This window comes from Pseudomonas sp. NPDC087803 (assembly GCF_044742995.1).
Taxonomy (GTDB): domain Bacteria; phylum Pseudomonadota; class Gammaproteobacteria; order Pseudomonadales; family Pseudomonadaceae; genus Aquipseudomonas.
Genome location: NZ_JBIUVO010000002.1, coordinates 134,214 through 160,453, shown reverse-complemented (window position 1 = coordinate 160,453; position 26,240 = coordinate 134,214). Strand labels below are relative to the sequence as shown.

The 26,240-nt window shown below is 61.8% G+C and carries 20 protein-coding genes; 13 read left to right on the top strand and 7 right to left on the bottom strand.

The genetic code is table 11. From position 1 onward, the window contains the following. Nucleotides 1-79 precede the first annotated feature (79 nt). The 6 genes from glgX to ACIOUG_RS03770 all read left to right on the top strand — a co-directional run bounded on the left by glgX (nt 80) and on the right by ACIOUG_RS03770 (nt 6,205). Nucleotides 80-2,239: a glycogen debranching protein GlgX gene (glgX, locus tag ACIOUG_RS03795; RefSeq protein ID WP_401062640.1), complete on the top strand. Its 2,160-nt coding sequence runs from the start codon at nt 80-82 to the stop codon at nt 2,237-2,239. A 1-nt stretch (nt 2,240) separates the two neighbouring features. Beyond that, a complete protein-coding gene (locus ACIOUG_RS03790; protein WP_401062638.1) occupies nt 2,241-3,239 on the top strand; it encodes an acyl-CoA dehydrogenase in 999 nt (332 codons plus the stop codon). Then, nucleotides 3,236-4,009: a PIG-L deacetylase family protein gene (locus ACIOUG_RS03785; protein WP_401062637.1), complete on the top strand. Its 774-nt coding sequence runs from the start codon at nt 3,236-3,238 to the stop codon at nt 4,007-4,009. Before ACIOUG_RS03790 ends, ACIOUG_RS03785 begins: the two co-directional genes overlap by 4 nt. Continuing rightward, complete coding sequence (locus tag ACIOUG_RS03780) at nt 4,006-4,605, top strand: SAM-dependent methyltransferase (protein ID WP_401062635.1); 600 nt, start codon at nt 4,006-4,008, stop codon at nt 4,603-4,605. The genes ACIOUG_RS03785 and ACIOUG_RS03780 overlap by 4 nt, the downstream gene beginning before the upstream one ends. Beyond that, entirely contained in the window at nt 4,602-5,288 is a 687-nt protein-coding gene (locus ACIOUG_RS03775; protein WP_401062633.1) for a glycosyltransferase, read from the top strand. Before ACIOUG_RS03780 ends, ACIOUG_RS03775 begins: the two co-directional genes overlap by 4 nt. 158 nt (nt 5,289-5,446) lie before the next feature. Further along, on the top strand, nt 5,447-6,205 hold the full coding sequence (locus ACIOUG_RS03770; RefSeq protein WP_401062631.1) for a PIG-L deacetylase family protein: 759 nt from the start codon (nt 5,447-5,449) through the stop codon (nt 6,203-6,205). Nucleotides 6,206-6,402: 197 nt separating this feature from the next. On the opposite strand, the gene ACIOUG_RS03765 is transcribed toward ACIOUG_RS03770, so the two are convergent. After that, a complete protein-coding gene (locus ACIOUG_RS03765) occupies nt 6,403-6,762 on the bottom strand; it encodes a DUF6124 family protein (protein WP_401062629.1) in 360 nt (119 codons plus the stop codon). 140 nt (nt 6,763-6,902) lie between these two features. Beyond that, a complete protein-coding gene (locus ACIOUG_RS03760; protein ID WP_401062627.1) occupies nt 6,903-7,274 on the bottom strand; it encodes a DUF6124 family protein in 372 nt (123 codons plus the stop codon). A 622-nt stretch (nt 7,275-7,896) separates the two neighbouring features. On the opposite strand from ACIOUG_RS03760, the gene ACIOUG_RS03755 reads away from it, so the two are divergent. From ACIOUG_RS03755 to ACIOUG_RS03745, 3 genes are all read left to right on the top strand, one after another. Continuing rightward, complete coding sequence (locus ACIOUG_RS03755) at nt 7,897-8,679, top strand: endonuclease/exonuclease/phosphatase family protein (protein ID WP_401062625.1); 783 nt, start codon at nt 7,897-7,899, stop codon at nt 8,677-8,679. A gap of 193 nt (nt 8,680-8,872) precedes the next feature. After that, a complete protein-coding gene (locus ACIOUG_RS03750; RefSeq protein WP_401062623.1) occupies nt 8,873-11,416 on the top strand; it encodes an autotransporter outer membrane beta-barrel domain-containing protein in 2,544 nt (847 codons plus the stop codon). A gap of 322 nt (nt 11,417-11,738) precedes the next feature. Then, on the top strand, nt 11,739-12,809 hold the full coding sequence (locus tag ACIOUG_RS03745; protein ID WP_401062621.1) for an autotransporter domain-containing protein: 1,071 nt from the start codon (nt 11,739-11,741) through the stop codon (nt 12,807-12,809). 124 nt (nt 12,810-12,933) lie between these two features. Here ACIOUG_RS03745 and glgB read toward each other — a convergent pair whose 3' ends face one another. The 3 genes from glgB to ACIOUG_RS03730 form a co-directional block, all read right to left on the bottom strand. Beyond that, entirely contained in the window at nt 12,934-15,165 is a 2,232-nt protein-coding gene (gene glgB, locus ACIOUG_RS03740; protein WP_401062619.1) for a 1,4-alpha-glucan branching protein GlgB, read from the bottom strand. Nucleotides 15,166-15,167: 2 nt separating this feature from the next. Further along, the gene (gene treS / locus ACIOUG_RS03735) at nt 15,168-18,509 is read right to left on the bottom strand and encodes a maltose alpha-D-glucosyltransferase (RefSeq protein ID WP_401062617.1); all 3,342 of its coding nucleotides are present in this window, start codon (nt 18,507-18,509) and stop codon (nt 15,168-15,170) included. 133 nt (nt 18,510-18,642) lie between these two features. Beyond that, a complete protein-coding gene (locus ACIOUG_RS03730) occupies nt 18,643-20,640 on the bottom strand; it encodes an alpha-1,4-glucan--maltose-1-phosphate maltosyltransferase (RefSeq protein ID WP_401062615.1) in 1,998 nt (665 codons plus the stop codon). A gap of 217 nt (nt 20,641-20,857) precedes the next feature. Here ACIOUG_RS03730 and ACIOUG_RS03725 point away from each other — a divergent pair, with 217 nt between their 5' ends. Continuing rightward, entirely contained in the window at nt 20,858-21,016 is a 159-nt protein-coding gene (locus ACIOUG_RS03725) for a hypothetical protein (RefSeq protein ID WP_401062613.1), read from the top strand. 113 nt (nt 21,017-21,129) lie between these two features. On the opposite strand, the gene ACIOUG_RS03720 is transcribed toward ACIOUG_RS03725, so the two are convergent. Beyond that, nucleotides 21,130-21,642 carry an MgtC/SapB family protein gene (locus ACIOUG_RS03720; RefSeq protein WP_401062611.1) on the bottom strand — a complete coding sequence of 171 codons (513 nt, stop codon included), beginning with the start codon at nt 21,640-21,642 and terminating at the stop codon, nt 21,130-21,132. A 122-nt stretch (nt 21,643-21,764) separates the two neighbouring features. Here ACIOUG_RS03720 and ACIOUG_RS03715 point away from each other — a divergent pair, with 122 nt between their 5' ends. The 3 genes from ACIOUG_RS03715 (at nt 21,765) to mapR (ending at nt 25,218) form a co-directional block, all read left to right on the top strand. Beyond that, nucleotides 21,765-22,013 carry a DUF3203 family protein gene (locus ACIOUG_RS03715; protein WP_401062610.1) on the top strand — a complete coding sequence of 83 codons (249 nt, stop codon included), beginning with the start codon at nt 21,765-21,767 and terminating at the stop codon, nt 22,011-22,013. Nucleotides 22,014-22,208: 195 nt separating this feature from the next. Next, complete coding sequence (gene ccoG / locus ACIOUG_RS03710; protein WP_401062608.1) at nt 22,209-23,639, top strand: cytochrome c oxidase accessory protein CcoG; 1,431 nt, start codon at nt 22,209-22,211, stop codon at nt 23,637-23,639. Nucleotides 23,640-23,808: 169 nt separating this feature from the next. Beyond that, a complete protein-coding gene (gene mapR, locus ACIOUG_RS03705) occupies nt 23,809-25,218 on the top strand; it encodes a GntR family transcriptional regulator MpaR (RefSeq protein ID WP_008087199.1) in 1,410 nt (469 codons plus the stop codon). A 142-nt stretch (nt 25,219-25,360) separates the two neighbouring features. Here mapR and ACIOUG_RS03700 read toward each other — a convergent pair whose 3' ends face one another. Continuing rightward, nucleotides 25,361-26,107 carry an SDR family oxidoreductase gene (locus ACIOUG_RS03700; RefSeq protein ID WP_401062606.1) on the bottom strand — a complete coding sequence of 249 codons (747 nt, stop codon included), beginning with the start codon at nt 26,105-26,107 and terminating at the stop codon, nt 25,361-25,363. Nucleotides 26,108-26,240: the final 133 nt, after the last annotated feature.

The following is a 26,240-nucleotide window of genomic DNA, read 5'->3' as shown; positions in this document are numbered from 1 at the left end:
GGGGATAAATCCCCTCACCACAGATTCTGTTCCCACAGTTGATCCGTTATTCGAACCAACCCGTTTTGCAGGAGCAATCATGTCCAGTCCAAAAAAAGCCGAGCCCGCAGCGCACGCTGAGCCGTCCAGAATCCGTGAAGGCCTGCCCTTCCCGCTCGGCGCAACCTGGGATGGTCTGGGGGTGAACTTTGCGCTGTTTTCCGCCAACGCCACTAAAGTCGAGCTGTGCATCTTCGACGATGCCGGTGAAGTCGAACTCGAACGCATCGAACTGCCGGAATACACCGACGAGATTTTCCACGGCTATCTGCCCGACGCCCATCCGGGGCTGATCTACGGCTACCGTGTCTACGGCCCGTATGACCCGGCCAACGGCCACCGCTTCAACCACAACAAACTGCTGATCGACCCCTACGCCAAACAACTGGTCGGCGAGTTGAAATGGTCCGAGGCGCTGTTCGGCTACACCATCGGCCACCCCGACGCCGACCTCAGTTTCGATGAACGCGACAGCGCGCCGTTCGTGCCCAAGTGCAAGGTCATCGACCCGGCGCACACCTGGGGCAACGACCATCGGGTCAGCGTGCCGTGGGACAAAACCATCATTTATGAAACCCACGTGCGCGGCATCAGCATGCGTCACCCGTCGGTGCCGGAAAACGTGCGCGGTACGTTTGCCGGGCTGATGGTCGACGACGTGCTCGAGCACATCCGCAAACTCGGCGTGTCGACCGTGGAGTTGCTGCCGATCCATGCCTTCGTCAACGACCAGCATTTGCTGCACAAGGGCATGACCAACTACTGGGGCTACAACAGCATCGCCTTCTTCGCCCCGGACCCGCGTTACCTGGCCAGCGGCAAGATCGCCGAATTCAAGGAGATGGTCGCGCACCTGCACGAGGCCAATCTGGAAGTGATCCTCGACGTGGTCTACAACCACACCGCCGAGGGCAACGAACAAGGCCCGACCCTGTCGATGCGCGGCATCGACAACGCCTCCTACTACCGCCTGATGCCGGACGACAAGCGCTACTACATCAACGATTCCGGCACCGGCAACACCCTCGACCTCAGTCACCCATGCGTGCTGCAGATGGTCACCGATTCGCTGCGCTATTGGGCCAGCGAGATGCATGTCGACGGCTTCCGCTTCGATCTGGCGACGATTCTCGGGCGCTATCACGACGGGTTCGACGAGCGTCACAGCTTCCTCGTCGCCTGCCGTCAGGACCCGGTGCTGCGTCAGGTGAAAATGATCGCCGAACCTTGGGACTGCGGCCCCGGTGGCTATCAGGTCGGCAACTTCCCACCCGGCTGGGTCGAGTGGAACGACAAATTCCGCGACACCGTGCGCGCGTTCTGGAAAGGTGACGACGCTCAGGTTGCCGACTTCGCCAGCCGTATGACCGCGTCCGGCGAGATGTTCAATCAGCGTGGACGGCGGCCGTACTCGTCGGTGAACTTCATCACCGCGCATGACGGTTTCACCCTCAACGATCTGGTGTCGTACAACGACAAACACAACGAGGCCAACGACGAGAACAACCAGGACGGCAGCAACAACAACCTGTCGTGGAACCACGGCGTCGAAGGCCCGACTGACGATCCGGAGATCAACGCACTGCGCCATCGGCAGATGCGCAACTTCTTCGCCACGCTGCTGCTGTCACAAGGTACGCCGATGATCGTCGCCGGCGACGAGTTCGCCCGCACCCAGGACGGCAACAACAACGCCTATTGCCAGGACAGCGAGATCGGCTGGGTCAACTGGGACCTGAGCGAGGACGGCAAGGCGCTGCTCAAATTCGTCAAACGCCTGATCAAGCTGCGTATGGCTTACCCGATCCTGCGTCGCGGGCGTTTCCTGGTCGGTGAATACAACGAGGACATCGGCGTCAAGGACGTCACCTGGCTGGCGCCGGACGGCACCGAGATGACCACCGAACACTGGCATGACGCGAACAACCGCTGCCTCGGCATGCTGCTCGACGGTCGCGCGCAGGAAACCGGGATCCGCCGCAAGGGCGCCGATGCGACCTTGCTGCTGGTGGTCAACGCCCATCACGACATCGTCAACTTCAGCCTGCCGGAAGTGCCTGAAGGCAGTTTCTGGACCTGCATGATCGACACCAATCAGCCGTCGATTCGCGGTCAGGAGCGCTTCGAGTTCGGCCATGAGTATTCGGTCACTGGCCGCTCGCTGCTGCTGTTCGAACTGCAACGCGAAGAAGAAGATTGATATGGACCTGCAACACTATCTGGCGCGCCGCCCGCCTGATTATCCCGACACGGCGGCCCTCGGTCATTGCCTGCGGGCGCTGGTCGAGGCCGGTCTGGATCAGTTGTCGTTACCGGGCAGCGGCCGCACGCTGGAGCGCTTTCAGCGTCTGGCCGAAGTCGGCGGACACGATCTGGGCTTGTGCAAGCTCTACGAAGGCCACACCGACGCCTTGGCGATCATCGAACAGCTCGGAGGCTCGCCCACGCCGGGCAGCACCTGGGGCATGTGGGCTGCCGAACCGCCGCAGGCACGGGTGCAAGTGCGCCCGGCCGGGCACATGGTGCGCCTCGACGGGCGCAAGGCCTGGTGCTCCGGCGCGGCGGTGCTCAGCCATGCGCTGCTCACCGCGTGGGACGCCGAGGACCGTCAGCAACTGGTCGCGGTGGCGCTTGATCAACCGGGTGTGACCATTACCAATGAGGGCTGGCAAGCGGTCGGCATGGGCGCCACCGGCAGCGTCGAAGTGTTGTTCGACGCGGCCGAAGCCCAGGCCATCGGCGAACCCGGCGACTACCTGAATCGTCCGGGCTTCTGGCAGGGCGGGATCGGTATCGCCGCCTGCTGGTACGGCGCGGCGCGGCAGATCGGCGAGGCGCTACGTCAACAGTGCGCACAACGCCCGGAGCCGCATGCCCTCGCCCATCTCGGCGCAGTCGATGCGGCGCTGTGCGCGGCGGCGAATGTACTGCGTTTCAGTGCGCTGCACATCGACGCGCACCCCGAGGCCGATGCCCAACTGCTGGCCCGGCGTGCCCGTGCGGTGGTCGAACAGTCGGCTGAGCAGGTGATGCGCGACGTCGGGCGGGCGCTGGGTGCCGGACCGTTCTGCAAGGATCGGCACTTCGCCCGGCTGATCGCTGACCTGCCGGTGTTTCTGCGTCAGAGCCATGCCGAGCGTGACCTCGCCGCCCTCGGTCAATCGCTGGCCGAACACCCTGAGGAGGCCTGGACACTATGAATGCCGCCAACAAACCCGATCCGATCATCGGTCACCAGGGAACGTCCCTGCTGCAATGGCAACACTCCCGGCACCTTGCGGCGCTGGACAGCGTCGATGTGCTCAGTCTGGTGCCGCCGGGCGCCCGTGCGGTGATTGTCGCCCCGCACCCGGACGACGAAGTGCTCGGCTGCGGCGGCCTGTTGCAGTTGCTGGCGGCCGCCGGGCGTCAGTTGCAACTGATCTCGGTCACCGATGGCAGCGCCAGTCACCCTGGCTCCGAGCGCTGGCCGGTGGAGCGTCTGAGTGTGGTCCGCCCGCAGGAATCGGCCGAAGCCTTGCGCCGCCTCGGCGTGCCGCTGCACCGGATGAAATGGCTGCGCGGCGGTTTCAGCGATAGCCAGGTTGCCGCTGACGAATCGTCGCTGGTCGCGTTCATCGAGCGCCACTTGCGCCCCGGCGACGTGGTGTTCAGCACCTGGTGCGAAGACGGCCACTGCGATCACGAAGCCGCCGGCCGCGCCAGTATCGAAGCTGCGCGGCGGGTCGGCGCCACCTGCCACGAATTGCCGGTATGGACCTGGCACTGGGCCTCCCCCGAAGACGCCTCGGTACCGTGGCAGCGCGCGCGCAAGATTCTGCTGTCCCCCGAGCAAGTGGCGCGCAAACGCCACGCGGTACATGCCTTCGCCAGCCAACTGGAAGGCGATCCGCAGGCCGGGCTGCAACCGGTGCTGGCACCGTACGTATTGGATCGCCTGCTGCAACCGTTTGAGGTGGTGTTCCTATGAGCGTCGATGATCGCTATTTCGATGGGTTATTCAGCGCCAACGACGACCCCTGGGCCTTCCGCGAGCGCTGGTATGAACAGCGCAAACGCGCGATCACCCTCGCCGCCCTGCCCCGCGCACATTACCGGGCAATCTTCGAACCCGGTTGCGCCAATGGTGAACTCAGCGCCGAGCTCGCCGGCCGCTGCGACCGTTTGCTGTGTTGCGATACCGCCAGTGCGGCGGTGAATCTGGCGCGTACCCGATTGAGCCTTTTTGACCACGCCGAGGTGCGCCAAAGTCGTCTGCCCGGCGACTGGCCGGAGGAAAAATTCGACCTGATTGTATTTAGCGAAATCGGCTACTACCTCGATGCCCGGGATCTGACAGAAGTGATCCGGCGCATCAGTGATTCCTTGACGGCCGACGGGCAATTGCTCGCTTGCCACTGGCGTCCGCCCATCGACGGCTGCCCGCTCAATGCCCGTCAAGTGCATGACCTGATTCATGAGCAATTGCCGCTGCCGCGTCTGGCGCTGCATCAGGAAGCGGACTTCATCCTTGAAGTCTGGAGCCGCGAGCCGCGCTCGGTGGCCGCACTGGAGGGCCTGCGATGATCGGCATTCTGATTCCGGCGCATAACGAGGAAGACCTGCTCGAGCAATGCCTGAGCGCCGCGCTGCGCGCCAGTAAGCACGGGCTGTTGGCCGGCGAGCCGGTCGAAGTGCTGGTGGTGCTCGACAGCTGCACCGACCGCTCGGCGCGGATCGTCAGCGGCTTTCCGGTGCTGAGCCTGCACATCGACGCGCGCAATGTCGGCCAGGCCCGGGCCGCCGGCGCGCAGATCCTGCTGGAGCGCGGCGCACGCTGGATTTCCTGCTCCGACGCCGACAGCCGGGTGGCCGATGACTGGCTGGTGGCACAGCTTGGGTTGGGCGCCGACGCAGTGTGCGGCACGGTGACCGTCGAACACTGGGATCCGTTGTTCGATGAAGCCGCGCAAATCCGCTATCACAGCCACTATCAGGCGCGTGACGGCCATCGGCACATCCATGGCGCCAACCTCGGCATCAGCGCCGACGCCTATCGTTGGGCCGGCGGCTTCCCGCCGCTGGCCTGCGACGAAGATGTGCAACTGGTGCGGCAGCTGGAGCGGTGTGGCGCCGATATCGCCTGGAGCCATCGCCCGCAAGTGCATACCAGCGCCCGACTGGACAGCCGGGCACGCGGTGGATTTGGTGACTATCTGCGAAACGTGGCACAGCTTGGCCAAAAAAAAGCGGATCAGATTGATCTGTGACGCGACGAATCACCTTTCATGAGCAATACTCTGCTGCGCGGCAATCCAGGGTTCGGAGCGTCGCACGGCAATCCATCCGCCTTCACGGGTCGCGCGCGCCTGATTTTTCCACGGCGTCTGCATGACTGAGGGCCAGAGACGACAAGGACGTAACACCCATGAAACCGTTAACCCTCAGCGAAAATCCGCTGCCGGCGCAGATATGGAACAGCGCCCAGCAGCTGGACAACATTCCCGTCATCAATACCCACAGTCTGGTTCCCCCCGGTGCCCGAGCCGTCGTCGTCGCCCCGCATCCGGGTGATGAAGTGGTGACCTGCGGCGGTCTCCTGCAATTGCTCGCCAGCCTCGGCCATCCGCTGCAACTGCTGTCGATCACTGACGGCAGCGCCAGCCATCCCGGCTCGCGACAATGGTCGGAAAAACGCCTGAGCGTGTTCCGCCCTCAGGAAAGCGTCGAAGCCCTGCGCCGCCTCGGCCTGCCGATGCACAGCCTGAAATGGGTGCGCGGCGGCTTCACCGATAACGCCCTGCTCGACCGCGAGGCCGACCTCACCGACTTCATCGCCCGCTACCTGCGCCCCGGCGACGTGGTGTTCAGCACCTGGCGCGACGATGGCAATGACGACCACCAGGCGGTCGGCAGCGCCAGTGCCAAAGCCGCAGCGCAAGTCGGCGCAACCTTCCATGACGTGCCGGTCTGGGCCTGGCACTGGCCGGAGCGCGAGCAAAACCTGATCCCCTGGGAACGCGCGCGCAAAGTGCGACTCGACACCTGGACCGTGGCCCGCAAGAGCCACGCCACCCATGCCTACGCCAGCCAGCTCAAAGGCGAACCGGCGATCGGCATCGCACCGATGCTGCCCCGGGTGATCCTCGAACGCATGCGCTTGCCGTACGAAATCGTCTTCATCTGAAGAAATACATTCCCCCCTGTGGGAGCGGGCTTGCTCGCGAAGAGGCCGTGTCAGGCACCTAAGGTGTTGGCTGACACACCGCATTCGCGAGCAAGCCCGCTCCCACAGGTTTTTTTTGTCAGGGCACATAACCCATGACCAACGCAGAGCCAATGTGGGAGCGGGCTTGCTCGCGAAGAGGCCAGAACTGCCGGCGCCTATTCCTTTGGCACCACATTATCCAGCGCCTGATTCACCGCCAACTCCCCCAGCATCACTACTTGGGCAATGCCCAGCGCGGTATTGCGGCTCGGCCCTTCCAGCGTCCCGGCGAAGTCACCGAGCATGACCGTGGCCGAGGCCAGGGATTCGCAGGCGTTGGCCAGCAGCGATTCGGTGTCGGTTTGTGGATTGACGAGGAACATGCTGCTGGGGCTGTAGGGCGTTGCCATGATGTGCGCGGGCGCGAGGTAGTGGTCGAGGGCGCGTTCGGCGGCTTCGTGGAGTTTTCTGGAGTTGAGGGTTTCGTAGGGTGACACCGGGTCTGTGGCCGGCGGATTGGGTGGGGTTTCGGACATCAGCTGGAACTCCGATCGAGGTACTTTGAATGAATGACGACCTGTAGGAGCTGCCGCAGGCTGCGATCTTTTGATGTTGCTTTTTAAAAACAAGATCAAAAGATCGCAGCCTGCGGCAGCTCCTACAGGGGACCGCGTGATTAGTTCGGCACGCGGTGGCCGTCCAGTACTCGGTTGACCATCAGTTCACTGAGCATGATCACCTGATGCAGCATCAGCATGGCCCGGCGCTGTGAGTGGTCGACGGTGTCGCCGATATCGCGGGCCATGTCACTGGCGGCGGCTAATGATTCGCAGGCTTCGACGAGCAAGGTTTCTTCATCCACGGTGGGATCGATGAGGAAGATTCTGTTCGACTTGCATGACGAGGCTGTAGGGATCGAAATTTTCAGTGCGCCGGGGTTGAGGTAGAAGTTGATGGCGCGGTCGGTTGCCGCTTTTATCTTCTGCGGGTCGAGGGCTGGGTCGTATGGGATCGAGGCGTCTGGGGGGTTGGGTGTGGCTTTGAACATAGATGAAGCTCCAATTTGAAAAATGGGAGCCATCACCCCTCGCTACCAAACGATGGGTGGCGGCCATGCGCGGGTTGGTAGACCGGTCGAATTGGCAAAACCCGGCGCTCACGAATGAGCCCCACGCATGACCACCATACAAAGCCGTCCTCAATAAGAGACAGCATTTGGAGGTGTCGCAAGAACGACAATTCAAGACGGGCTACCAAACCCGATCACTATTTTCAGTGACAGGGAAACGATATAGCCCGGCCCATAGCCGTGTAAGCCGGCGGATTCTGGCGTACGCGTAGGTAATGGCGCAAGGCGTTGTAGCCGTTATGGAGTAACGGTTCGTGTACTTTAAACGTCCTTGCGGGGTTACGTTTATGTCCGAGGTTTGCTCGGTTGTTTTACTGTTGTCTGGTCGAACGCCTTCGCGAGCAAGCCCGCTCCCACAGGGGATTTTTGTCAGGGCACATAACCCATGACCAACGCAGAGCTAATGGCTCATGGCAACACCCACTCCCACAGTTTCCTGGCGGCTCCAAGATTTGTGTTCAGGCCTGAGGCATCGGGAAGGAACTGCTCACCCACAGACCAGTCGCATGAAAAGGAAGCCGTTTTTTTCAGAGGAGTGAACGTGTCCAGCGATCCCAAGCGTCACGCCGTCGACGCCGCCGTCATCCATCGCCTGCGCGTGCTGACGGTCAATACCCACAAGGGCTTCACCGCCCTCAACCGGCGCTTCATCCTGCCGGAACTGCGCGAAGCGGTGCGCAGTACCTCGGCCGATCTGGTGTTTCTCCAGGAAGTCGTGGGCGAACACGAGCGACATTCCAATCGCTACAACGAATGGCCGCAAACCTCGCAATACGAATTTCTCGCCGACAGCATGTGGAGCGATTTCGCCTACGGGCGCAACGCGGTCTATCCCGATGGCCACCACGGCAATGCCCTGCTGTCGAAATACCCGATCCGCGAATACCGCAACCTTGACGTGTCGATCACCGGCCCCGAGCGTCGCGGCTTGCTGCACTGCGTGCTGGATGTGCCGGGCCACGCCGAAGTTCACGCGATCTGCGTGCATTTGAGTCTGCTGGAAAGCCATCGCCAATTGCAGTTGCAGCTGCTTTGCCAGTTGCTCGAATCCTTGCCCGACGATGCGCCAGTGATCATTGCCGGTGACTTCAACGACTGGCAGCTGCAAGGCAACGCCGCCCTGGCCCGCCGCGATTACCTGCACGAAGCGTTCGAACGGCATCACGGCCGGCCGGCCAAGACCTATCCGGCACGCTTCCCGTTGCTGCGCCTGGACCGCATCTACCTGCGCAATGCCAGCAGCCACGACCCGCAGATCCTCGGCAACAAGCCGTGGACGCACCTGTCGGACCACTTGCCGCTGGCGGTCGAGGTGCATCTGTAATCGTAGTTCGGGCATGACCGTCGGTCAGTCGCACTTGAACGCAGAGCAAAACCATCTACACCTAAATCAGCTCAAGGAGTAGCGCATTCAATTCGTTAGAGCATGGATTTCATGTAGTGCCTCAGTAGCATCACGAGGCAGACCTATGCTCGTTCAAGGATGATTTCCCCAAATGTGGCCGCAGGGAATCGCCATGACGCGCTACTCCAGATACCTGCGGGCGCTGCCGCAGACGCTGTTCTTGCCTGCCTCACTGCTGCTCGCCAGTTCACCCGCCTCCGCCGCCTGTTCACTGATTCCAGGCCCCGGCAACGACGCCTTCACCTGTGACAGTGGCAGCAGCGGCTCGCTGACCGATCTTGCCGGTAACAACAGCCTGACCCTGCCCGCCAATGGCACCGGCCAGATCAATGGCAGCGTGACCTTTGGCGCCGGCGTTGACCGGGTGGTGATCAATTCCGGGACCATCACCGGCGCCGTCAACCAGGGCGCCGGCATCGACGATTTCGTCATGAGCGCCGGTTCCATCGGCTCGCTCGCGCAAGGCGATGGCCGCGATACCTTCCTGATGACCGGCGGTACCATCGTCGGCGCCTTCGAAGACGGCGATGTCGCGCGCATGACCGGCGGCACCATCGGCCGCGTCGATATGAAACTCGACAACAATATTTTCGACCTGTCCGGCGGGCAGATCCTCGGCAACCTCGTCACCGGGTTCGGCACCGACACCATCATCGTCTCCGGCGGGCGCATTGGCGGCAATATCAGTGTCAGCGGCGGCAACGACAGCATCACTGTGACCGGCGGCGAAATCGTCGGCGAGATCCGCGCCAGTGTCGGCGACGACACGCTGCTGTGGGACGGCGGCGGGATCATCCGCTCGGCGATCCTGATGGGCGACGGTAACGACAGCGCAACGCTGCGCAACCTCGATGACAGCGTGCTGGCGCTGACCCCCAACGTGGATGGCGGCGCGGGCAACGACACCCTGACCTTCGACAACACTCGCACCGCGCTGCCCGGACGCTTTGCCAATTGGGAAACAGTCAATCTGAATAACGGCTCGCAACTGGACCTGGGGTCGAGCAGTCTGGTGCTGGGCGATGCCAGCAGTGGCAGCGGTGTATTGAACGTCGATGCCAACAGCAGCGTGTTCTCCACCCAAGGCGCGGTTTCACCCGCCGTGGCCGGCCAGGCCGTGACCTTCAACAACGCCGGGGTCATCGACCTGACTCGCAACAACAGCCGCACCGATGACACCCTGACGGTCAACGGCAACTACGTCGGCAACGGCGGCCAGTTGTTGCTGCAAAGCGAGTTGGGGGCCGATGGCGCGCCCAGCGACAAACTGGTGGTCAACAACGGCAGCCTCAGCGGTGCCACGGTCATCAGCGTCACCAACATCGGCGGGCTCGGTGGACTGACCCAGGAAAACGGCATTCAAGTGGTGCAGGCTCAGGGGTCCACTGTCAGCACCAACACTGCCTTCAGCTCTAGCGGTCCTGTGTCTGTCGGGGCTTACGATTACTACCTGTTCAAGGGCGGCGTCACCGCCGGGAGCGAAAACAGCTGGTACCTGCGTTCCGCCATCGTCGCACCGCAGGTGGTCAGTGTGCCCAACCCCGATCCGAGTCTGCCGCCGATTCTCGTACCGGTGGTGGCAGCCCCGGTTGCTGCAGCAATTACGCCGTTGGCAACAACGCCCGGTGAACCCGCGCCACCGCTCGCCAGCGCCGATCTGCCGGTACTGCCTGCCGCCGTGGCGGGCGCTGCGCCAATCCCGATCTATCGTCCGGAAGTACCGAACTGGTCGGTGCTGCCCCCCGCCGCCGCGCAACTGACCCTCAGCGCACTCGGCACGTTTCACGACCGTCAGGGCGATCAACGCCTGCTCAGCGAAACCGGTGCCTTCGGTGCCGGTTGGGGCCGGGTCTACGGCAAGAACATCGACCAGACCTGGGCCGGGACTGTCACGCCACGCCTGAACGGTTCGCTCAATGGTTTTCAGGTCGGCAATGACCTGTACAGCGCACAGACGTCGGGCGGGCAGACGCAACGCATCGGCCTGTTCGTCGGCCATAGCCGGATTCAAGGCGATGTCGACGGCTTCAACGAAGGCTTCGAAAACAACAGCGCGGGCAAGATCAAACTCGAGGGCGACAGCTATGGCCTGTACTGGACGCTGACCGATCCCTACGGCTGGTACATCGACACCGTGGCCATGGGCACACGTTTCGACGGCGACAATCGTTCCGACCGTGGATTGAAACTGGACAATCGCGGGCATGCCCTGACGCTCTCGGCCGAGGCTGGCTACCCGTTCGCGCTCAACGACACCTGGGTGGTCGAACCGCAAGTACAGGTGATCCATCAGAAAATCTCCCTCGACAGCCAGGACGATGGCATCTCGCGGGTGTCATTCGACTCCGACGGCGCCTGGACCGGTCGCCTCGGCGCGCGGCTCAAGGGCCGTTATCAGGTCAATGGCCTGCCGCTGGAACCGTATCTGCGAGCCAATCTGTGGCACACCTTTTCCGGTACCGATTCGGTGACCTTTGACGGCACCGACACCCTCAACACTCAGCAGAAATCCTCGACCGCAGACGTTGGCCTCGGCGTGGTGTTGACGCTTGACCGTGCGGTAAGTGTCTACGCCAGTACCGATTACAGCAGCAACATCGACAGCAATGACCTGCGTGGTCTGGCAGGAAATCTGGGGATTCGTGTCAGTTGGTAAATCGATAGCAGGCTACTGGAACCCTCTATAGCACGGCGCTCGTACTGTTTGCCCCTGCAAACAACGACTTATATATGTGCAGAAAAACAAACACTTGTGCTGCCTGATTTAGCTTTACCGCTCATCGTGCAGTTTCTTGACGCATGGGCATCACTCTTCTTATCTCTACCTTACTACCCCCGGAATCACTAACCGGGGCGACCCTTGCGGCACTCGCGAAATCGAGCGCCACGGTTCGCCCCGCTCCATTCGGTCGCCCCTCGTTCGGGGTAGGAGAGTCGCCAGAAAAGAGATCACGCATGCGCTTGCAAGGTAGACCTCCATGAAAAGCTCATTCACCCCACAAGAAATCAAAGTGACGTTTTGCACAGTGTCGAGTTCGATTCTGCTGTGCTCATCCATGGAGGCGCAGGCCGCTCCTGCGGCGGATGAAACCACTCCCTGGTATCGCCAGGACATGCCCGTTCTGACCCTGCCGGCGACCGTTGTCACCCCCGAGCCACAACGCCTGAGTCCGCGTCCCGATTTGCAAGGCGCCGACCTCATCACCGAGGATCTGGCGCCAGCGGCCTGGGACCGGCTGTACGGGCAAAGCGCTCGGCAAGCGCAAACCGCCGTGCTGTCGTCAGTTTTTGCCACGCCCGGCAATGGCGACTTCAAAGGCCCGCCAGTAATGACCATACAAAGCCCCGGCGGACACACCCAGACCATCGGCTTGATTGGCGGACAAAATCAGATCATGGCCAACAGCGGCGGCCTGATCAGCAGCCACGCCCTCGCCGATCCGACCACCGACACCCTGAACCTGCAAGGCCAGAGCCTCGGCGCCTATTACAGCCTGACTGGCGCGCAGGGTTGGCATGTCGACCTGTCGGCCAGCGGTGGCCGGGTCAGCGGTTTCAGTCGCAACGAACAAGGCGCGCGCCAGGCCACCGAGGGCAGCGCGCTGACCTTCTCGGTCGAAGGCGGCTACCCGATCGGCCTGGGCGGGAACTGGGTGGTCGAACCCCAGGCGCAACTGATCAACCAGCGCATCACCCTCGACACGCCGTACGCGGGTTCCGGCAATGCTTCGTCAACGGATCTGTCGGCGTGGAGCGGCCGCGTCGGCGCCCGCCTCAAAGGCAGTTACGATGTGAACGGTCTGCCCGTGGAGCCCTACGTGCGCACCAACCTCTGGCACACGGTCTATACCGGCAACACGGTGACCCTGGACCAGGTCGACAAGATCAGCAGCAGCCGCAAATCATCAACGGTCGAATTAGGGCTGGGATTGGTGGCACGGGTGACGCCGGCGGTCAGCCTGTATGTCAGCGCCGATTACAGCAGCGATGTGGATGACAATGATCTGAACGGGTTGATTGGCAGTCTGGGGGTGCGTATGCGTTGGTGATTTTCGGCTCGAAGGGCGATGGCGTTTCAACTGACGCCATCGCGAGCAGGGTCACTCCTACAATTGAAATGCGTTTCCCTGTAGGAGCGAGCCTGCTCGCGAATGGCAGCACCAGGGTGCTGGATCAACCCTCTGGCTTGAGAATCAACACCGCCAGCGGCGGCAGGTTCAGTTCCAGCGACAGCGACTGGCCATGGCTCGCCACCTCTTCGGTAAACGCCCCGCCGCCATTGCCATAGTTCGACCCGGCGTAAGTGTCGGCATCACTGTTGAGCAGTTCGTTCCAGCGCCCGGCGAACGGCACGCCAACCCGGTAGGCCTGACGCGGCACCGGGGTGAAGTTGGCCACCACCAGCACCGGTTTGCCGTCCTTGCTCCAGCGCAGCCACGCGTACACGCTGTTGATCGCGTCATCACCGATCAACCACTGGAAACCCTGCGGCGCGTCGTCCTGATCGTGCAGCGCCGGTTCCTCGCGGTACAAACGGTTGAGGTCGCCGACCAGTTTCTGTACGCCTTTGTGTTCCGAGTATTGCAGCAGGTACCAGTCCAGTTGCTGATCGTGATTCCACTCGCGCCACTGGCCGAATTCGCAGCCCATGAACAACAGCTTCTTGCCCGGATGGGTCCACATGAAACTCAGATAAGCCCGCAGGTTGGCGAACTTCTGCCAACGGTCGCCGGGCATCTTGTCGATCAGCGAATGCTTGCCGTGCACCACTTCGTCGTGGGAGATCGGCAGGATGAAGCGCTCGGACCAGGCGTAGACCAGACCGAAACTCAGTTCGTTGTGGTGATGCGCGCGGTACACCGGGTCCTGCTGGATGTAGTGCAGCGAGTCGTGCATCCAGCCCATGTTCCATTTGTAGGCGAAACCGAGGCCGCCCTGCTGAGTGCTCTGGCTGACGCCCGGCCATGCGGTGGATTCTTCGGCGATCACCAACGCCCCCGGGGCTTCCAGCTCGACCACGTCATTCAAGTGGCGAAGGAAATCAATCGCCTCCAGATTCTCGCGCCCGCCGTGACGATTTGGTACCCACTCGCCGGCCTTGCGCGAATAGTCGCGATACAGCATCGAGGCCACCGCATCGACGCGCAGGCCGTCGATATGGAAATGCTTCAACCAGTGCAAGGCCGACGCCAGCATGTAGCCGTGCACCTCGGTGCGCCCGAGGTTGTAGATCAGCGTGTCCCAATCCTGATGGAAGCCTTCCAGCGGGTTGCCGTATTCGTACAACGCCGTGCCATCGAACTGCGCCAGGCCGTGAGTATCGGTGGGGAAATGCGCCGGCACCCAGTCGAGGATCACGCCGATGTCGGCACGGTGGCAGGCATCGACGAACTCGCCGAACTGCTCCGGCGTGCCGTATCGGGCGCTCGGGGCGAATTGCGAGAGCAACTGATAACCCCATGAGCCGCCAAACGGGTGCTCCATGATTGGCATCAGTTCGATGTGGGTGAAGCCCAGTTCCTTGACGTAAGGAATCAGCCGCTCGGCCAGCTCCGGCCAGGTGTACTGGCGGGCGACTTCGCCCAGATCGTCCAGTTCGCACTGCCACGAGCCGGCATGCAATTCGTAGATCGACAGCGGCGCGGAATGCTTCTGCCGCTCACGACGGCTGTTCATCCAGTCCTGATCCTGCCAGTTGACCTGCAGCGGCGCGGCAACTTTCGAGGCGGTGTCCGGCGGCAGGCTGGTGGCCAGGGCCATCGGGTCGGCCTTCAGCGGCAGGATGCCGTGGGCGCCAAGGATTTCGTATTTGTACAACTCGCCCGCTTGCAGGCGCGGAATGAACAACTCCCAAACCCCGGATGGATGGCGCAGGCGCATCGGATGGCGGCGACCGTCCCACACGTTGAAATCGCCGACCACCGACACCCGCCGGGCATTTGGCGCCCATACGGCAAAACGCACGCCGTCGACGCCATCGACCGTGGTCAGTTGCGCGCCGAGGCAGCTGCTCAGATCACGGTGATTGCCTTCGGCGAACAGATACAAATCCATTTCGCCGAGCAACTGGCCGAAGCTGTAGGGATCCTCCGCCACCTGCTCGCCACCGGCCCAACGCGTGCGCAGCAGATACGGCCGCGCCTGATCGAAGTGACCGACAAACAGCCCCGGGGTTTCCGTGGCGGTCAACTCGCCGCGCTCTTCGCCGCTGTCCTTGTCCAGCACTTCAACTTTCAACGCACCCGGCAGATAAGCGCGGATGAACTGCCCGCCGGCACCATCGCCGTGCGGACCAAGAATGGAAAACGGATCGTGATGTTCAGCGCGCACCAGTGCGTCGATGTCCTGCGCCGCCGGCAATAACGCTTCTTTAGCGTGACCCTGTTCCTTGTTCGAGAAACTCATGACTACTCTCCACCAAGATCGGAAAAGGGTTTAAGCCCCGTCAATAACCCATACAAACCGTGCAACGGCACGGGCAGCCACGTGGGGCGATTTTCGGCTTCATAGGCCACTTCATAGGCCGCCTTCTCCAGACCGAACAGCGCAAGCGCTGCGTCGGCACCCGCAGGATCCTGCCAGGCATGATCAAGACTAGCTGCCGCTTGGCGATATGCCTGAACAAATGCCTCGCGCGCTTCACGCAGATAGCGCTCGGCAACCCGATGCCGGGCCGCTTCCGACTCCGGACTGTGATCGACGTTGTGCACGTTGATCGTCATCGCCGCCGCGTAATCGAAGGAACGCAGCACCCCGCTGACGTCCTTGTACGGACTGTGTTTGCCGCGCCGTTCGTGCAGCGGCCGCGCCGGTTCACCCTCGAAGTCGATCAGGTAGGCATCGCCCTTGATCACCAGCACCTGACCCAGGTGCAAATCGCCGTGGACGCGGATACGCAAACCGCCCACGGCTTTCTGCGCAAGTTCCTGCACATGGCCGAGGATGACCTTTTTGTTGTCGAGCAGCCGCGCGACCATTTTCTGATCCGCCGCGTTCAGATGACTCTGATGCTGCTTGAGCAGCTTCAACGCATGTTCGACCTGCGCCGCAACGTCCTTGCCGGTTGCTTGGGCGTCCTTGGCGCTGGTGGTTTGCGGGGCGAAGTCGGGGTTGTCGCTTGGCGCCGCCAGCACGTGGTGCATTTCACCCAGACGCTGGCCGAGCATGCCGGCAAAGTCCTTCAACTCGCCGAGGGCGTTGTAATGCTGTTCCTGCTCGGACATCGAGTCGGCCAGCTCATCACGCAACGCTCGTTCGAGGTTGTTCTGGGTCCACTCCCAGGCATCGCCCTGATTGCTCAGATAGCCTTGGGCGATCATCAGCAGATTGTCTTCGCCGGCGCCATCGCGACGGATCACCGAGCCGAGCAGCGGCGAGATGTTCTGGAAACCGGCCTCGGTCAGGTACGCGCTCATTTCCAGTTCCGGGTGTACACCCGAGGCGACCTTGCGGATCAGCTTCAGCACCAGGCTGTTGCCGATCACCACCGAACTGTTCGACTGCTCGGCCGACAGATAGCGCACTTCCGATTCGGCGCCGAGGCCGAGTTTTTCCAGCTGCGCGGTCGGTGCGAAACGAATCTCGCCCTGTTCGGAGCTGAGCACGGTGTTGTTCTGCATGCCGTGCAGCACCGCATGCACAAATGTTTCGAGGCTGAACGCGTCGGTGATCAGACCGACCTGACGCCCGCGACGGACACGGGACAGTGCCAGTTGCTGCGGCAACGCCGGGCCGACCTGATCCTCGGCGATGAAGCCGAACGGCAGTTGATAGCGGCTGGTCTGTCCGCCGCTGGTGACTTCGATCTCGCTGAGCAGCACCGGATGCTGCGCATCGCCGAAGCGCACGCCGTAGGCCAGATTGACCTGCTCGATGGCGGCGTCCTTGCCGGCGAACCAGCGGCGGTTCTGCAGCCAGCTCGGCAAAATGCCCTGCTCCAGCGTGGTACGGGTTGGCGCTTCGAGCAGTTCTTCCATGCGCTTTTTCAGCACCAGCGTGGTGAAGTCCGGCAGGCTCTGCGCCGGTTCCACGTGCCAGCTCGGCATCTGGTTTTCCGCAGCCAGGGCGAACCAGTAGAAACCGTACGGCGCCAGGGTCAGGAGGAAATTCAACTGGCCGATCGGCGGGAACGCATTACCGCCAAGCATCTCCACCGGGACCATGCCGACGTAAGCCGACAGATCAAGTTCCGCCGCCTGCGCGCTACGCGAGACGTTGGCCACGCAGAGGATGATTTCGTGCTTGCCGTCGGCGTCGGTGAATTCCCGGGTGTAGGCCAGAATCCGTCGGTTGCTCGGCGAGAGCATTTTCAGCGTGCCGCGCCCAAAAGCCTTGGACTGCTTGCGCACGGCGAGCATGCGCCGCGTCCAGTTGAGCAGCGAATGCGGATCGCCGGCCTGGGTTTCGACGTTGACCGACAGATAACCGTATTGCGGGTCCATGATCGGCGGCAGCACCAGGCTCGCGGGATCGGCGCGGGAGAAGCCGCCGTTGCGGTCGATCGACCATTGCATCGGCGTCCGCACGCCGTCGCGGTCACCGAGGTAGATGTTATCGCCCATGCCGATTTCATCGCCGTAATACAAAGTCGGCGTGCCGGGCATCGACAGCAGCAGGCTGTTGAGCAGTTCCACGCGGCGGCGGTCACGCTCCATCAACGGCGCCAGACGCCGGCGAATACCGAGGTTGATCCGCGCGCGACGGTCAGCGGCGTAGTAATTCCACAGGTAGTCGCGCTCCTTGTCGGTGACCATCTCCAGCGTCAATTCATCGTGGTTACGCAGGAAAATGGCCCACTGGCAGTTGGCAGGAATTTCCGGGGTTTGCCGCAGGATGTCGGTGATCGGGAAGCGGTCTTCCTGGGCCAGCGCCATGTACATGCGCGGCATCAGCGGGAAGTGGAAGGCCATGTGGCATTCGTCGCCGTTGACGCCTGCGGCATCGGTGTCGCCGAAGTACAGCTGGGTGTCTTCCGGCCACTGGTTAGCCTCGGCCAGCAGCATGCGGTCGGGGTAATTGGCGTCGATCTCGGCACGAATCTGCTTGAGGACGTCGTGGGTCTCGGGCAGGTTTTCGTTGTTGGTGCCGTCGCGTTCGATCAGGTACGGAATCGCGTCGAGACGCAGGCCGTCGATGCCCATGTCCAGCCAGTAGCGCATCACCGACAGCACCGCTTTCATCACTTGCGGGTTGTCGAAGTTGAGGTCGGGCTGGTGCGAATAGAAGCGGTGCCAGAAGTACTGGCCGGCGACCGGGTCCCAGGTCCAGTTGGATTTTTCGGTGTCGAGAAAGATGATTCGCGTGCCGTCGTATTTCTGATCGTCATCCGACCACACGTAAAAGTCTCGCGCCGCCGAGCCGGGCTTGGCCTTGCGCGCGCGCTGGAACCACGGGTGCTGATCCGAGGTGTGGTTGATGACCAACTCGGTGATCACCCGCAAACCCCGCTTGTGCGCCTCGGCGATAAAGCGCTTGGCGTCGGCCATGGTCCCGTAGTCGCTGTGCACGCCACGGTATTCGGCGATGTCATAGCCATCATCGCGACGGGGCGACGGATAGAACGGCAGTAGCCAGATGGTATTGACGCCGAGATCGGCGATGTAATCGAGTTTGGCGATCAGGCCGGGAAAGTCGCCGATCCCGTCGTTGTTGGAGTCGAAAAACGATTTGACGTGAACTTGATAAATCACCGCATCCTTGTACCAGAGCGGGTCTTTGATAAAGGTGGCTGCCTTGGGTTTCTTCGCCATGTGAAACTCCTGCTGAATTCTGTGCGATTCCTCTGTAGGAGCTGCCGAAGGCTGCGATCTTTTGATCTTGCTTCTAAAATCAAAGGCAAAAGATCGCAGCCTTCGGCAGCTCCTACACTGGACGGTGTGTGTCTTACGCGGCAGTAATCCGCCAAATCCCGAACGGCTGGTACGCCGGGTCAATGCGCATGAACTGGTATTTGCCATGCCAGTCCCAGCGATGCCCGTTCATCAAATCCTCACCATGGGTCGTTGCGTCGTCGGGCAGGCCCATCTCCCACAGCGGCAGTTCGAAATTGGCCTCCTGCACGTTGTGCGGATCGAGGCTCACCGCCACCAGAATGAAGTTGCTGCCATCAAAGCTGCGCTTGCCGAAATACAGAATGTTGTCGTTCCAGGCGTTGTAGATTTTCAGGCCCAGATGCGTGTGCAGCGCCGGGTTCTGCCGGCGGATGCGGTTGAGTTGGGCGATTTCGGCAATGATGTTGCCCGGCGCATTGAAGTCGCGGACGCGGATCTCGTACTTCTCCGAATCGAGGTATTCCTCTTTGCCCGGCACCGGCGCCGCTTCGCACAGCTCATAACCGGAATACATGCCCCACAAACCCGAACCCATGGTCGCCAGCGCCGCGCGGATCAGAAACCCCGGCCGCCCCGACTCATGCAGGAACGCCGGGTTGATGTCCGGCGTGTTGACGAAGAAGTTCGGCCGGTAGCATTCGCGCCATGGAGACTCGTTGAGTTCGCTGAAGTAAGTCGCCAGCTCCGACTTGCTGTTACGCCAGGTGAAATAGGTGTAGCTCTGGCTGTAACCGACCTTGCCCAGCCGCGCCATCATCGCCGGCGTGGTGAAGGCTTCGGCGAGGAAGATCACTTCCGGGTGCAGTGCCCGCACATCGGCGATCAGCCATTGCCAGAACGGCAGCGGCTTGGTGTGCGGATTGTCGACGCGAAAGATCTTCACGCCTTCATTGACCCAACCAACGACGATATCGCGCAACTCGACCCACAGACTGGGAATCGCGTCCGGCGCATAGAAATCGACGTTGACGATGTCCTGGTATTTCTTCGGCGGGTTTTCCGCGTATTTGATCGTGCCGTCCGGGCGCCAGTTGAACCAGCCCGGATGCTGTTTGAGCCACGGGTGATCCTGGGAACACTGAATGGCGAAATCGAGGGCGATTTCCAGCCCATGGTCAGCGGCGGCGGCGACCAGCCGGCGGAAGTCTTCGCGAGTACCGAGCTGCGAGTGAATCGCCTCATGGCCACCCTCCTCGCTGCCGATCGCATAAGGACTGCCCGGATCATCCGGGCCGGCCGTCAGGGAATTATTGCGGCCCTTGCGGTGGGCGCGGCCGATCGGGTGGATCGGCGTGAAGTACAGCACGTCAAAACCCATGTCCTGAATGATCGGCAAACGCGAGTGCACGTCATTGAAAGTGCCATGACGGTTGGGATCGTCGGTGATCGAGCGCGGAAACAGCTCGTACCAACTGGCAAACTCGGCCAGTTCCCGTTCGACATCCATGGGGAATTCGGCGCTCAGGCTCAGGTAGGCGCGGTGATCGGCCTGCGCCATCAATTGCGCACTGCGCGAGTGCAGAAACAGCGCCACCTGCTCGGTTTCGAGCAGGCCGGACAATTCATGGTGCAAGGCGGCGAGTTGTTCGCTGAGCTGACCTTCGCTACGCTCGGCGGCCTGCTGCACCATGCTGCGGCCTTCTTGCAGTTCGAGCGACACCGGGACGGCGGCGTTGTGCTTTTTCTCCAGCTCGTACTGGAAACTGGCGAAATGGTCGATCCACGCTTCGATGCAGTACAGATAGCGACCCTGGCGCTCAGGACGAAACCGCCCCTGCCAACTGTTATTGCCCAGCTCGGTCATCACCTCGCTGTGCCAGGTCTCTTCGCCCTCGGCGCGCCAGCGAATGCGCACGGCCAGCTTGTCGTGGCCGTCGGCAAACACCTTGCTGGTAACGATCACCTCACGCTCGACGATCGACTTCACGGCAAACTGCCCGCCATCGAGGGTCGGCATGGTGTTTTCGATCACGATGCGCGGCAGCAGCAACGCCTGCGACAGCGGCATGTGCGGGTTGTAGCTCTGTTCTGAAGGTTTTTCAGCAGACATCGAGCATCTCTCCTTAACGCCCCAAGGACGCTCTTGTACCGGAACAGTGTGCACAATGAGGCACCGGCCCCGACGTGAACTGACTTAGGTTCCGAGCGACCGGCGCGGGGAAAAGTTCACAGGGATTTGCCTGAATAAAAAAGCGGATCGAATTCGCCACATGGCGGTCAATCCACTTAAGCACTTCTCACGCCATGTGCCACACGGAGTTCTACAGATGAACATCCCGATCCCGGCTGAAACGCCTGATCCGAACATCGACAACCCCACCCTGCCGGAGACCGAGCCACAGCCGATCCCCGAACAGGAACCACCGGGCACCACGCCACCGCCGCAAGAAGAACCGCCGACGACGATGCCCCCCGTAATCGTCTGAGCAGCGCGCCCCGTGTAGGAGCTGCCGAAGGCTGCGATCTTTTGATCTTTTTTTTAAAAATCAAAGGCAAAAGATCGCAGCCTGCGGCAGCTCCTACAGGGGGTTGCGGTGTGTTACAGGTGTTGGTTTTTCTCGCCGTCCTTCTCGAACAACCTCACCACCCGTGGCATCACGCTGAAAATCCCCAACGCCAACAACGTGCTGAGCAGCGCAGTCGCTTCCCTGCCCAACCCGGCCGCCACCCCGATCGCCGCCGTCATCCACAACCCGGCCGCCGTGGTCAGCCCTTTGACGTGGCCTTCATCACCTTGCTGATTCTTCAGAATAGTCCCCGCGCCTAGAAAGCCGATCCCGGCGATCACGCCCTGCAACACCCGGCTCATCGCATCGGATTCAGCCCCGGAGGTCTGCGGCACTAGCACAAACAACGCCGCGCCAAGCGCCACCAGCATGTGCGTACGCACCCCGGCGGCCTTGCCCTTGTGCTCGCGTTCGAACCCGAGAATCCCGCCGAGCACCGCCGCCATCAACAGGCGCACGGTGATGCGCGTCAGTTGCGAGGCATCGCCGACGTCGGCGAACTCCGCTTGCAGCGTTTCCCACACTTCATGCCACCAGGCGTTCATCGCTCCGTCCTTTTTATTTGTCGTCAGGTGATGGACAGCGGCGACCATTAATCAGTTGCGCAGAACGATCGGCGCAGCACGCGCCCTAACCTTTCAGGTACCCATGAAAAAAGGACAGCCTCATGCCCGTTCGAATCGATGAATCCAATCCCGAATCCAAAGTGTGTTTCTTCACCGTCGAAAATGGCGAAGAAATTCGTATCTGCGACACGCTGGAAGTCAAAACGGATAGTGAAAAAGCCATGTCGTTCGTTGAGATGGAAGGCCGGCGCGTTTACATCACTGAAGCAGAAGCCGATGCATTGACCGTTGCCGGCGCAAAAGACGGCCGCAAGCATCTGAAGGCTGACGAGAGTGATTCGGTGATTTGACTGACCCGGATCAACACCCGGTGCAGACGCCTGCGATAGGCGTTTGCGCCCGCGCTGCGGCGCTGCTTCAAGTTGTCGCAGGGCGTGGGCCGCAAGCCATCTGATACGCTTTTTATTCAAATAGCTGAGTCTGTTATGCAAACAGATCGGCGCTCATAGTTCATCCGCCTGATGGAGGCTGATGAGCGAACGACCATGAGCGAACAAATCCCCGTCCGAACCGTAGAAGCAAGCCCCACCATTAAAAATGTGCCTGGTCGCCCAATGAAGGCGAAGGCCGGCTCCACCGATAATCAGATCCACACCCGCAGTTTCACCGGCCTGTTCCGCACCTTGCGCATGAGCGGCGCGGGCTTTCTATTCCTGCTGTTTTTCGGCACCGTGTGGCTGAACTGGGGCGGTCGTCAGGCCGTGCTGTGGGACTTGGCCGAAAGCAAATTCCACATCTTCGGCGCGACCTTCTGGCCACAGGATTTCATCCTGCTCTCGGCGCTGCTGATCATTGCCGCGTTCGGCCTGTTCGCCATCACCGTGTTCGCCGGCCGGGTCTGGTGCGGCTACACCTGCCCACAGAGCTCGTGGACATGGATTTTCATGTGGTGCGAGAAAGTCACCGAAGGCGAGCGCAATCAGCGGATCAAACTGCAGGCCGCGCCCTGGGGCCTGAACAAACTGGCGCGGCGCGCGGCCAAGCACACCCTGTGGCTGGCGATCAGCGTGCTGACCGGGCTGACCTTCGTCGGCTACTTCACGCCGATCCGGCCGCTGGCCGAAGAACTGTTCACCCTGCAAATCGGCGGGGTCAGTCTGTTCTGGGTACTGTTCTTCACCGCCGCTACCTACATAAACGCCGGTTGGCTGCGCGAAGCGGTGTGCATGCACATGTGCCCGTATGCGCGGTTCCAGAGCGTGATGTTCGACAAAGACACTTTGGCGATTTCCTACGACGTCGCCCGTGGCGAAAACCGTGGCCCGCGCAAGCGTGACGTGAAGCCCGCCGAGGCCGGCCTTGGCGATTGCATCGACTGCCAGTTGTGCGTGCAGGTGTGCCCGACCGGCATCGACATCCGTGATGGCCTGCAGATGGAATGCATCGGCTGCGCGGCGTGCATCGACGCCTGTGATTCGATCATGGACAAAATGAACTACCCGCGCGGCTTGATCCGCTACAGTTCCGAGCGCGAATTGCAGGGCGGCAAGACCCATCTGCTGCGCCCACGATTGATCGGCTATGTCGCGGTGCTGCTGGTGATGATCGGCGCCCTGGCATTGGCCTTGGTCGAACGGCCGATGGTCTCGCTGGACGTGACCAAGGACCGCGGGCTGTTCCGCGAAAACGGTCAGGGCCAGATCGAGAATATTTACACCCTGAAAGTGATCAACAAAACCCAGCAGCGCCAAGACTACAACCTGAGCCTGGTGGACGGTGACGGCTTCCAGTTGCAGGGCAAGACCGAACTGAGCCTGGCGCCGGGGGAGATTGTCGATGTGCCGGTGTCGGTGGCGATGACCACCGAGCGGCCGGCCAGCAGCTCGCAGACCTTGAGCTTCAAGATCGCCGACAGCGACGAGCCAGAGATTTACAGCGTGGCAAAAAGCAGGTTTGTGGCGCCGATGAATCGCTGATCCCTTAAGATGCAGCCCTCTTTTTCACAATGCGATCCCTGTGGCGAGGGAGCTTGCTCCCGCTGGGCTGCGTAGCAGCCCCAATAGCTTGTGAGTGCTACGCACTCAAGCGGGAGCAAGCTCCCTCGCCACAAAGAGCAATCCAAATTCAGTCCATCGCGGGATACCGATGAAACGCTACGAAAAATTCGCCGACGACATCGCTGAACTGATCCGCTCCGGCGTGCTCGGCCCCGGGCAGCGGGTGCCATCGGTGCGCTACGCCAGCCAGACCTACGGGGTCAGCCCGTCAACGGTGTTCCAGGCCTATTACCTGCTGGAACGTCGCGGCCTGATCCGCGCGCGGCCGCGCTCCGGCTACTTCGTCAACACCCACGCGCCGAGCCCGTTTTCGGAGCCGGTGATCAGCAGCCACGTCAACGACTCCACCGAAGTCGACGTCAGCGAACTGGTGTTCTCGGTGCTGGAGTCGATCAAGGACCCGAGCACCGTGCCCTTCGGCTCGGCGTTCCCCAGCCCGACCCTGTTCCCGTTGCAGCGCCTGTCGCGCTCGCTGGCCAGTGCCGCGCGCGAGATGGACCCGCGCATGGTGGTCACCGACATGTCGCCGGGCAACCCGCAACTGCGCCGGCAGATCGCCTTGCGCTACATGGTTGGCGGCTTGATGCTGCCGATGGAAGAACTGCTGATCACCAACGGCGCCCTCGAAGCGCTGAACCTGTGCCTGCAGGCGGTGACCGAACCGGGCGATCTGGTGGCCATCGAAGCCCCGGCGTTCTACGCCAGCCTGCAAGTGCTGGAGCGCTTGAAACTCAAAGCCGTGGAAATCCCCGTGCACCCGCGCGACGGCATCGACCTCGGCGTGCTCGCGCAAACTCTGGAGCGCCATCCGATCAAGGCCTGCTGGTGCATGACCAGTTTCCAGAACCCGATGGGCGCGACCATGCCCGAGGCGAAGAAACAGGAACTGGTGGAACTGCTGCGCCGGCATCAGGTGCCGCTGATCGAAGATGACGTCTACGCCGAACTCTATTACGGCCAGCAAGCGCCGAAACCGGCCAAGGCGTTCGACACCGAAGGGCTGGTGATGCACTGCGGTTCGTTCGCCAAGAGCCTGGCCCCCGGCTACCGCATCGGCTGGGTCGCCGCCGGGCGCTACGCACAGAAAATCGAACGATTGAAACTGATGACCTCGCTGTGCGCCTCGATGCCGGCGCAAGCGGCCATCGCCGACTACCTGCAACACGGCGGCTACGACCGCCACCTGCGCAAACTGCGCTACGCCCTGGAAGAACAGCAAAGCGCGATGCTCGCGGCGATTGCCCGCTACTTCCCGGCGCAGACCCGCGTCAGCCAACCGGCCGGCGGCTACTTCCTTTGGCTGGAACTGCCACCGCAGATGGATTCCTTGAAGTTGTTTCAGATGGCATTGGCGCAGGGCATCAGCATCGCGCCGGGGCCGATCTTCTCGCCGACCCAGCGTTTCAGGAATTGCATCCGGCTGAATTACGGCAGCCCGTGGACTGAGGACTCGGAGAAAGCGATGGAGACGTTGGGGCGGATTGTGCGGTCGTTCTGACAGATTGATGTTGCCGCTAATGACGCCTTCGCGAGCAAGCCCGCTCCCACTGTCGACCGTATTCCACCTGAAGAAACTCGGTCTACTGTGGGAGCGGGCTTGCTCGCGAAGAAGCCAGACCAGCCAACACAAATACCAAAGATCAGCGCCCACCCCCCAAATCAACAAACGTCCCGGTCGCATACGAAGCCTTGTCCGACAGCAACCAGACAATCGCCTCCGCCACCTCGTCCGGCCGCCCGCCCCTGGCCATCGGGATCGCCGATTCAAGCTTGCTGACCCGGTCCGGATCGCCGCTCAATGCATGGAAATCGGTATAGATATAGCCGGGACGCACCGCGTTGACGCGAATTCCCTCACCCGCCACTTCCTTCGACAAACCGATGGTGAAGGTGTCGAGCGCACCTTTGGACGCGGCATAGTCGACGTACTCGTTGGGCGAACCCAGACGTGCCGCGACTGACGAGACGTTGACGATGCTGCCGCCCTGCCCGCCGTGTTTGGGCGACATGCGCAGGATCGCGTGCTTGGCGCAGAGGATCGGTGCCAGCACGTTGGTTTTCATGATTTTGAGAATGCGGAATTCGGACATTTCATCGACCCGCGACTTGTGCCCGACGGTGCCGGCGTTGTTCACCAGCGCGGTGACCCGGCCCAGTTCGCTGTCGACCCGCTGAAACAGCGCGACCACTTCATCTTCGATACTGACATCGGCGCGCACTGCAATGGCTTGCGCCCCCAGCGCGCGCACTTGCTCCAGCACACTTTGCGCGGCCTGTTCGTCCGACTGATAGTTGATGCAGATCCGATAGCCCTGCTCGGCAGCCAACAACGCCGTAGCGGCGCCAATTCCGCGCCCGCCACCGGTAATCACAATGACTTTATCCATGCTGGCCCTTCCCCCAATGCACACGTAACAGTCGGGTGGAAGAATAACCGCCATTCACGGGTTTTGCATGGGCTGTGTCAAAGGCTTGAGCGCTCACGCAGTTTCGACGTTGGAGTGCCTTTGTGGCGAGGGA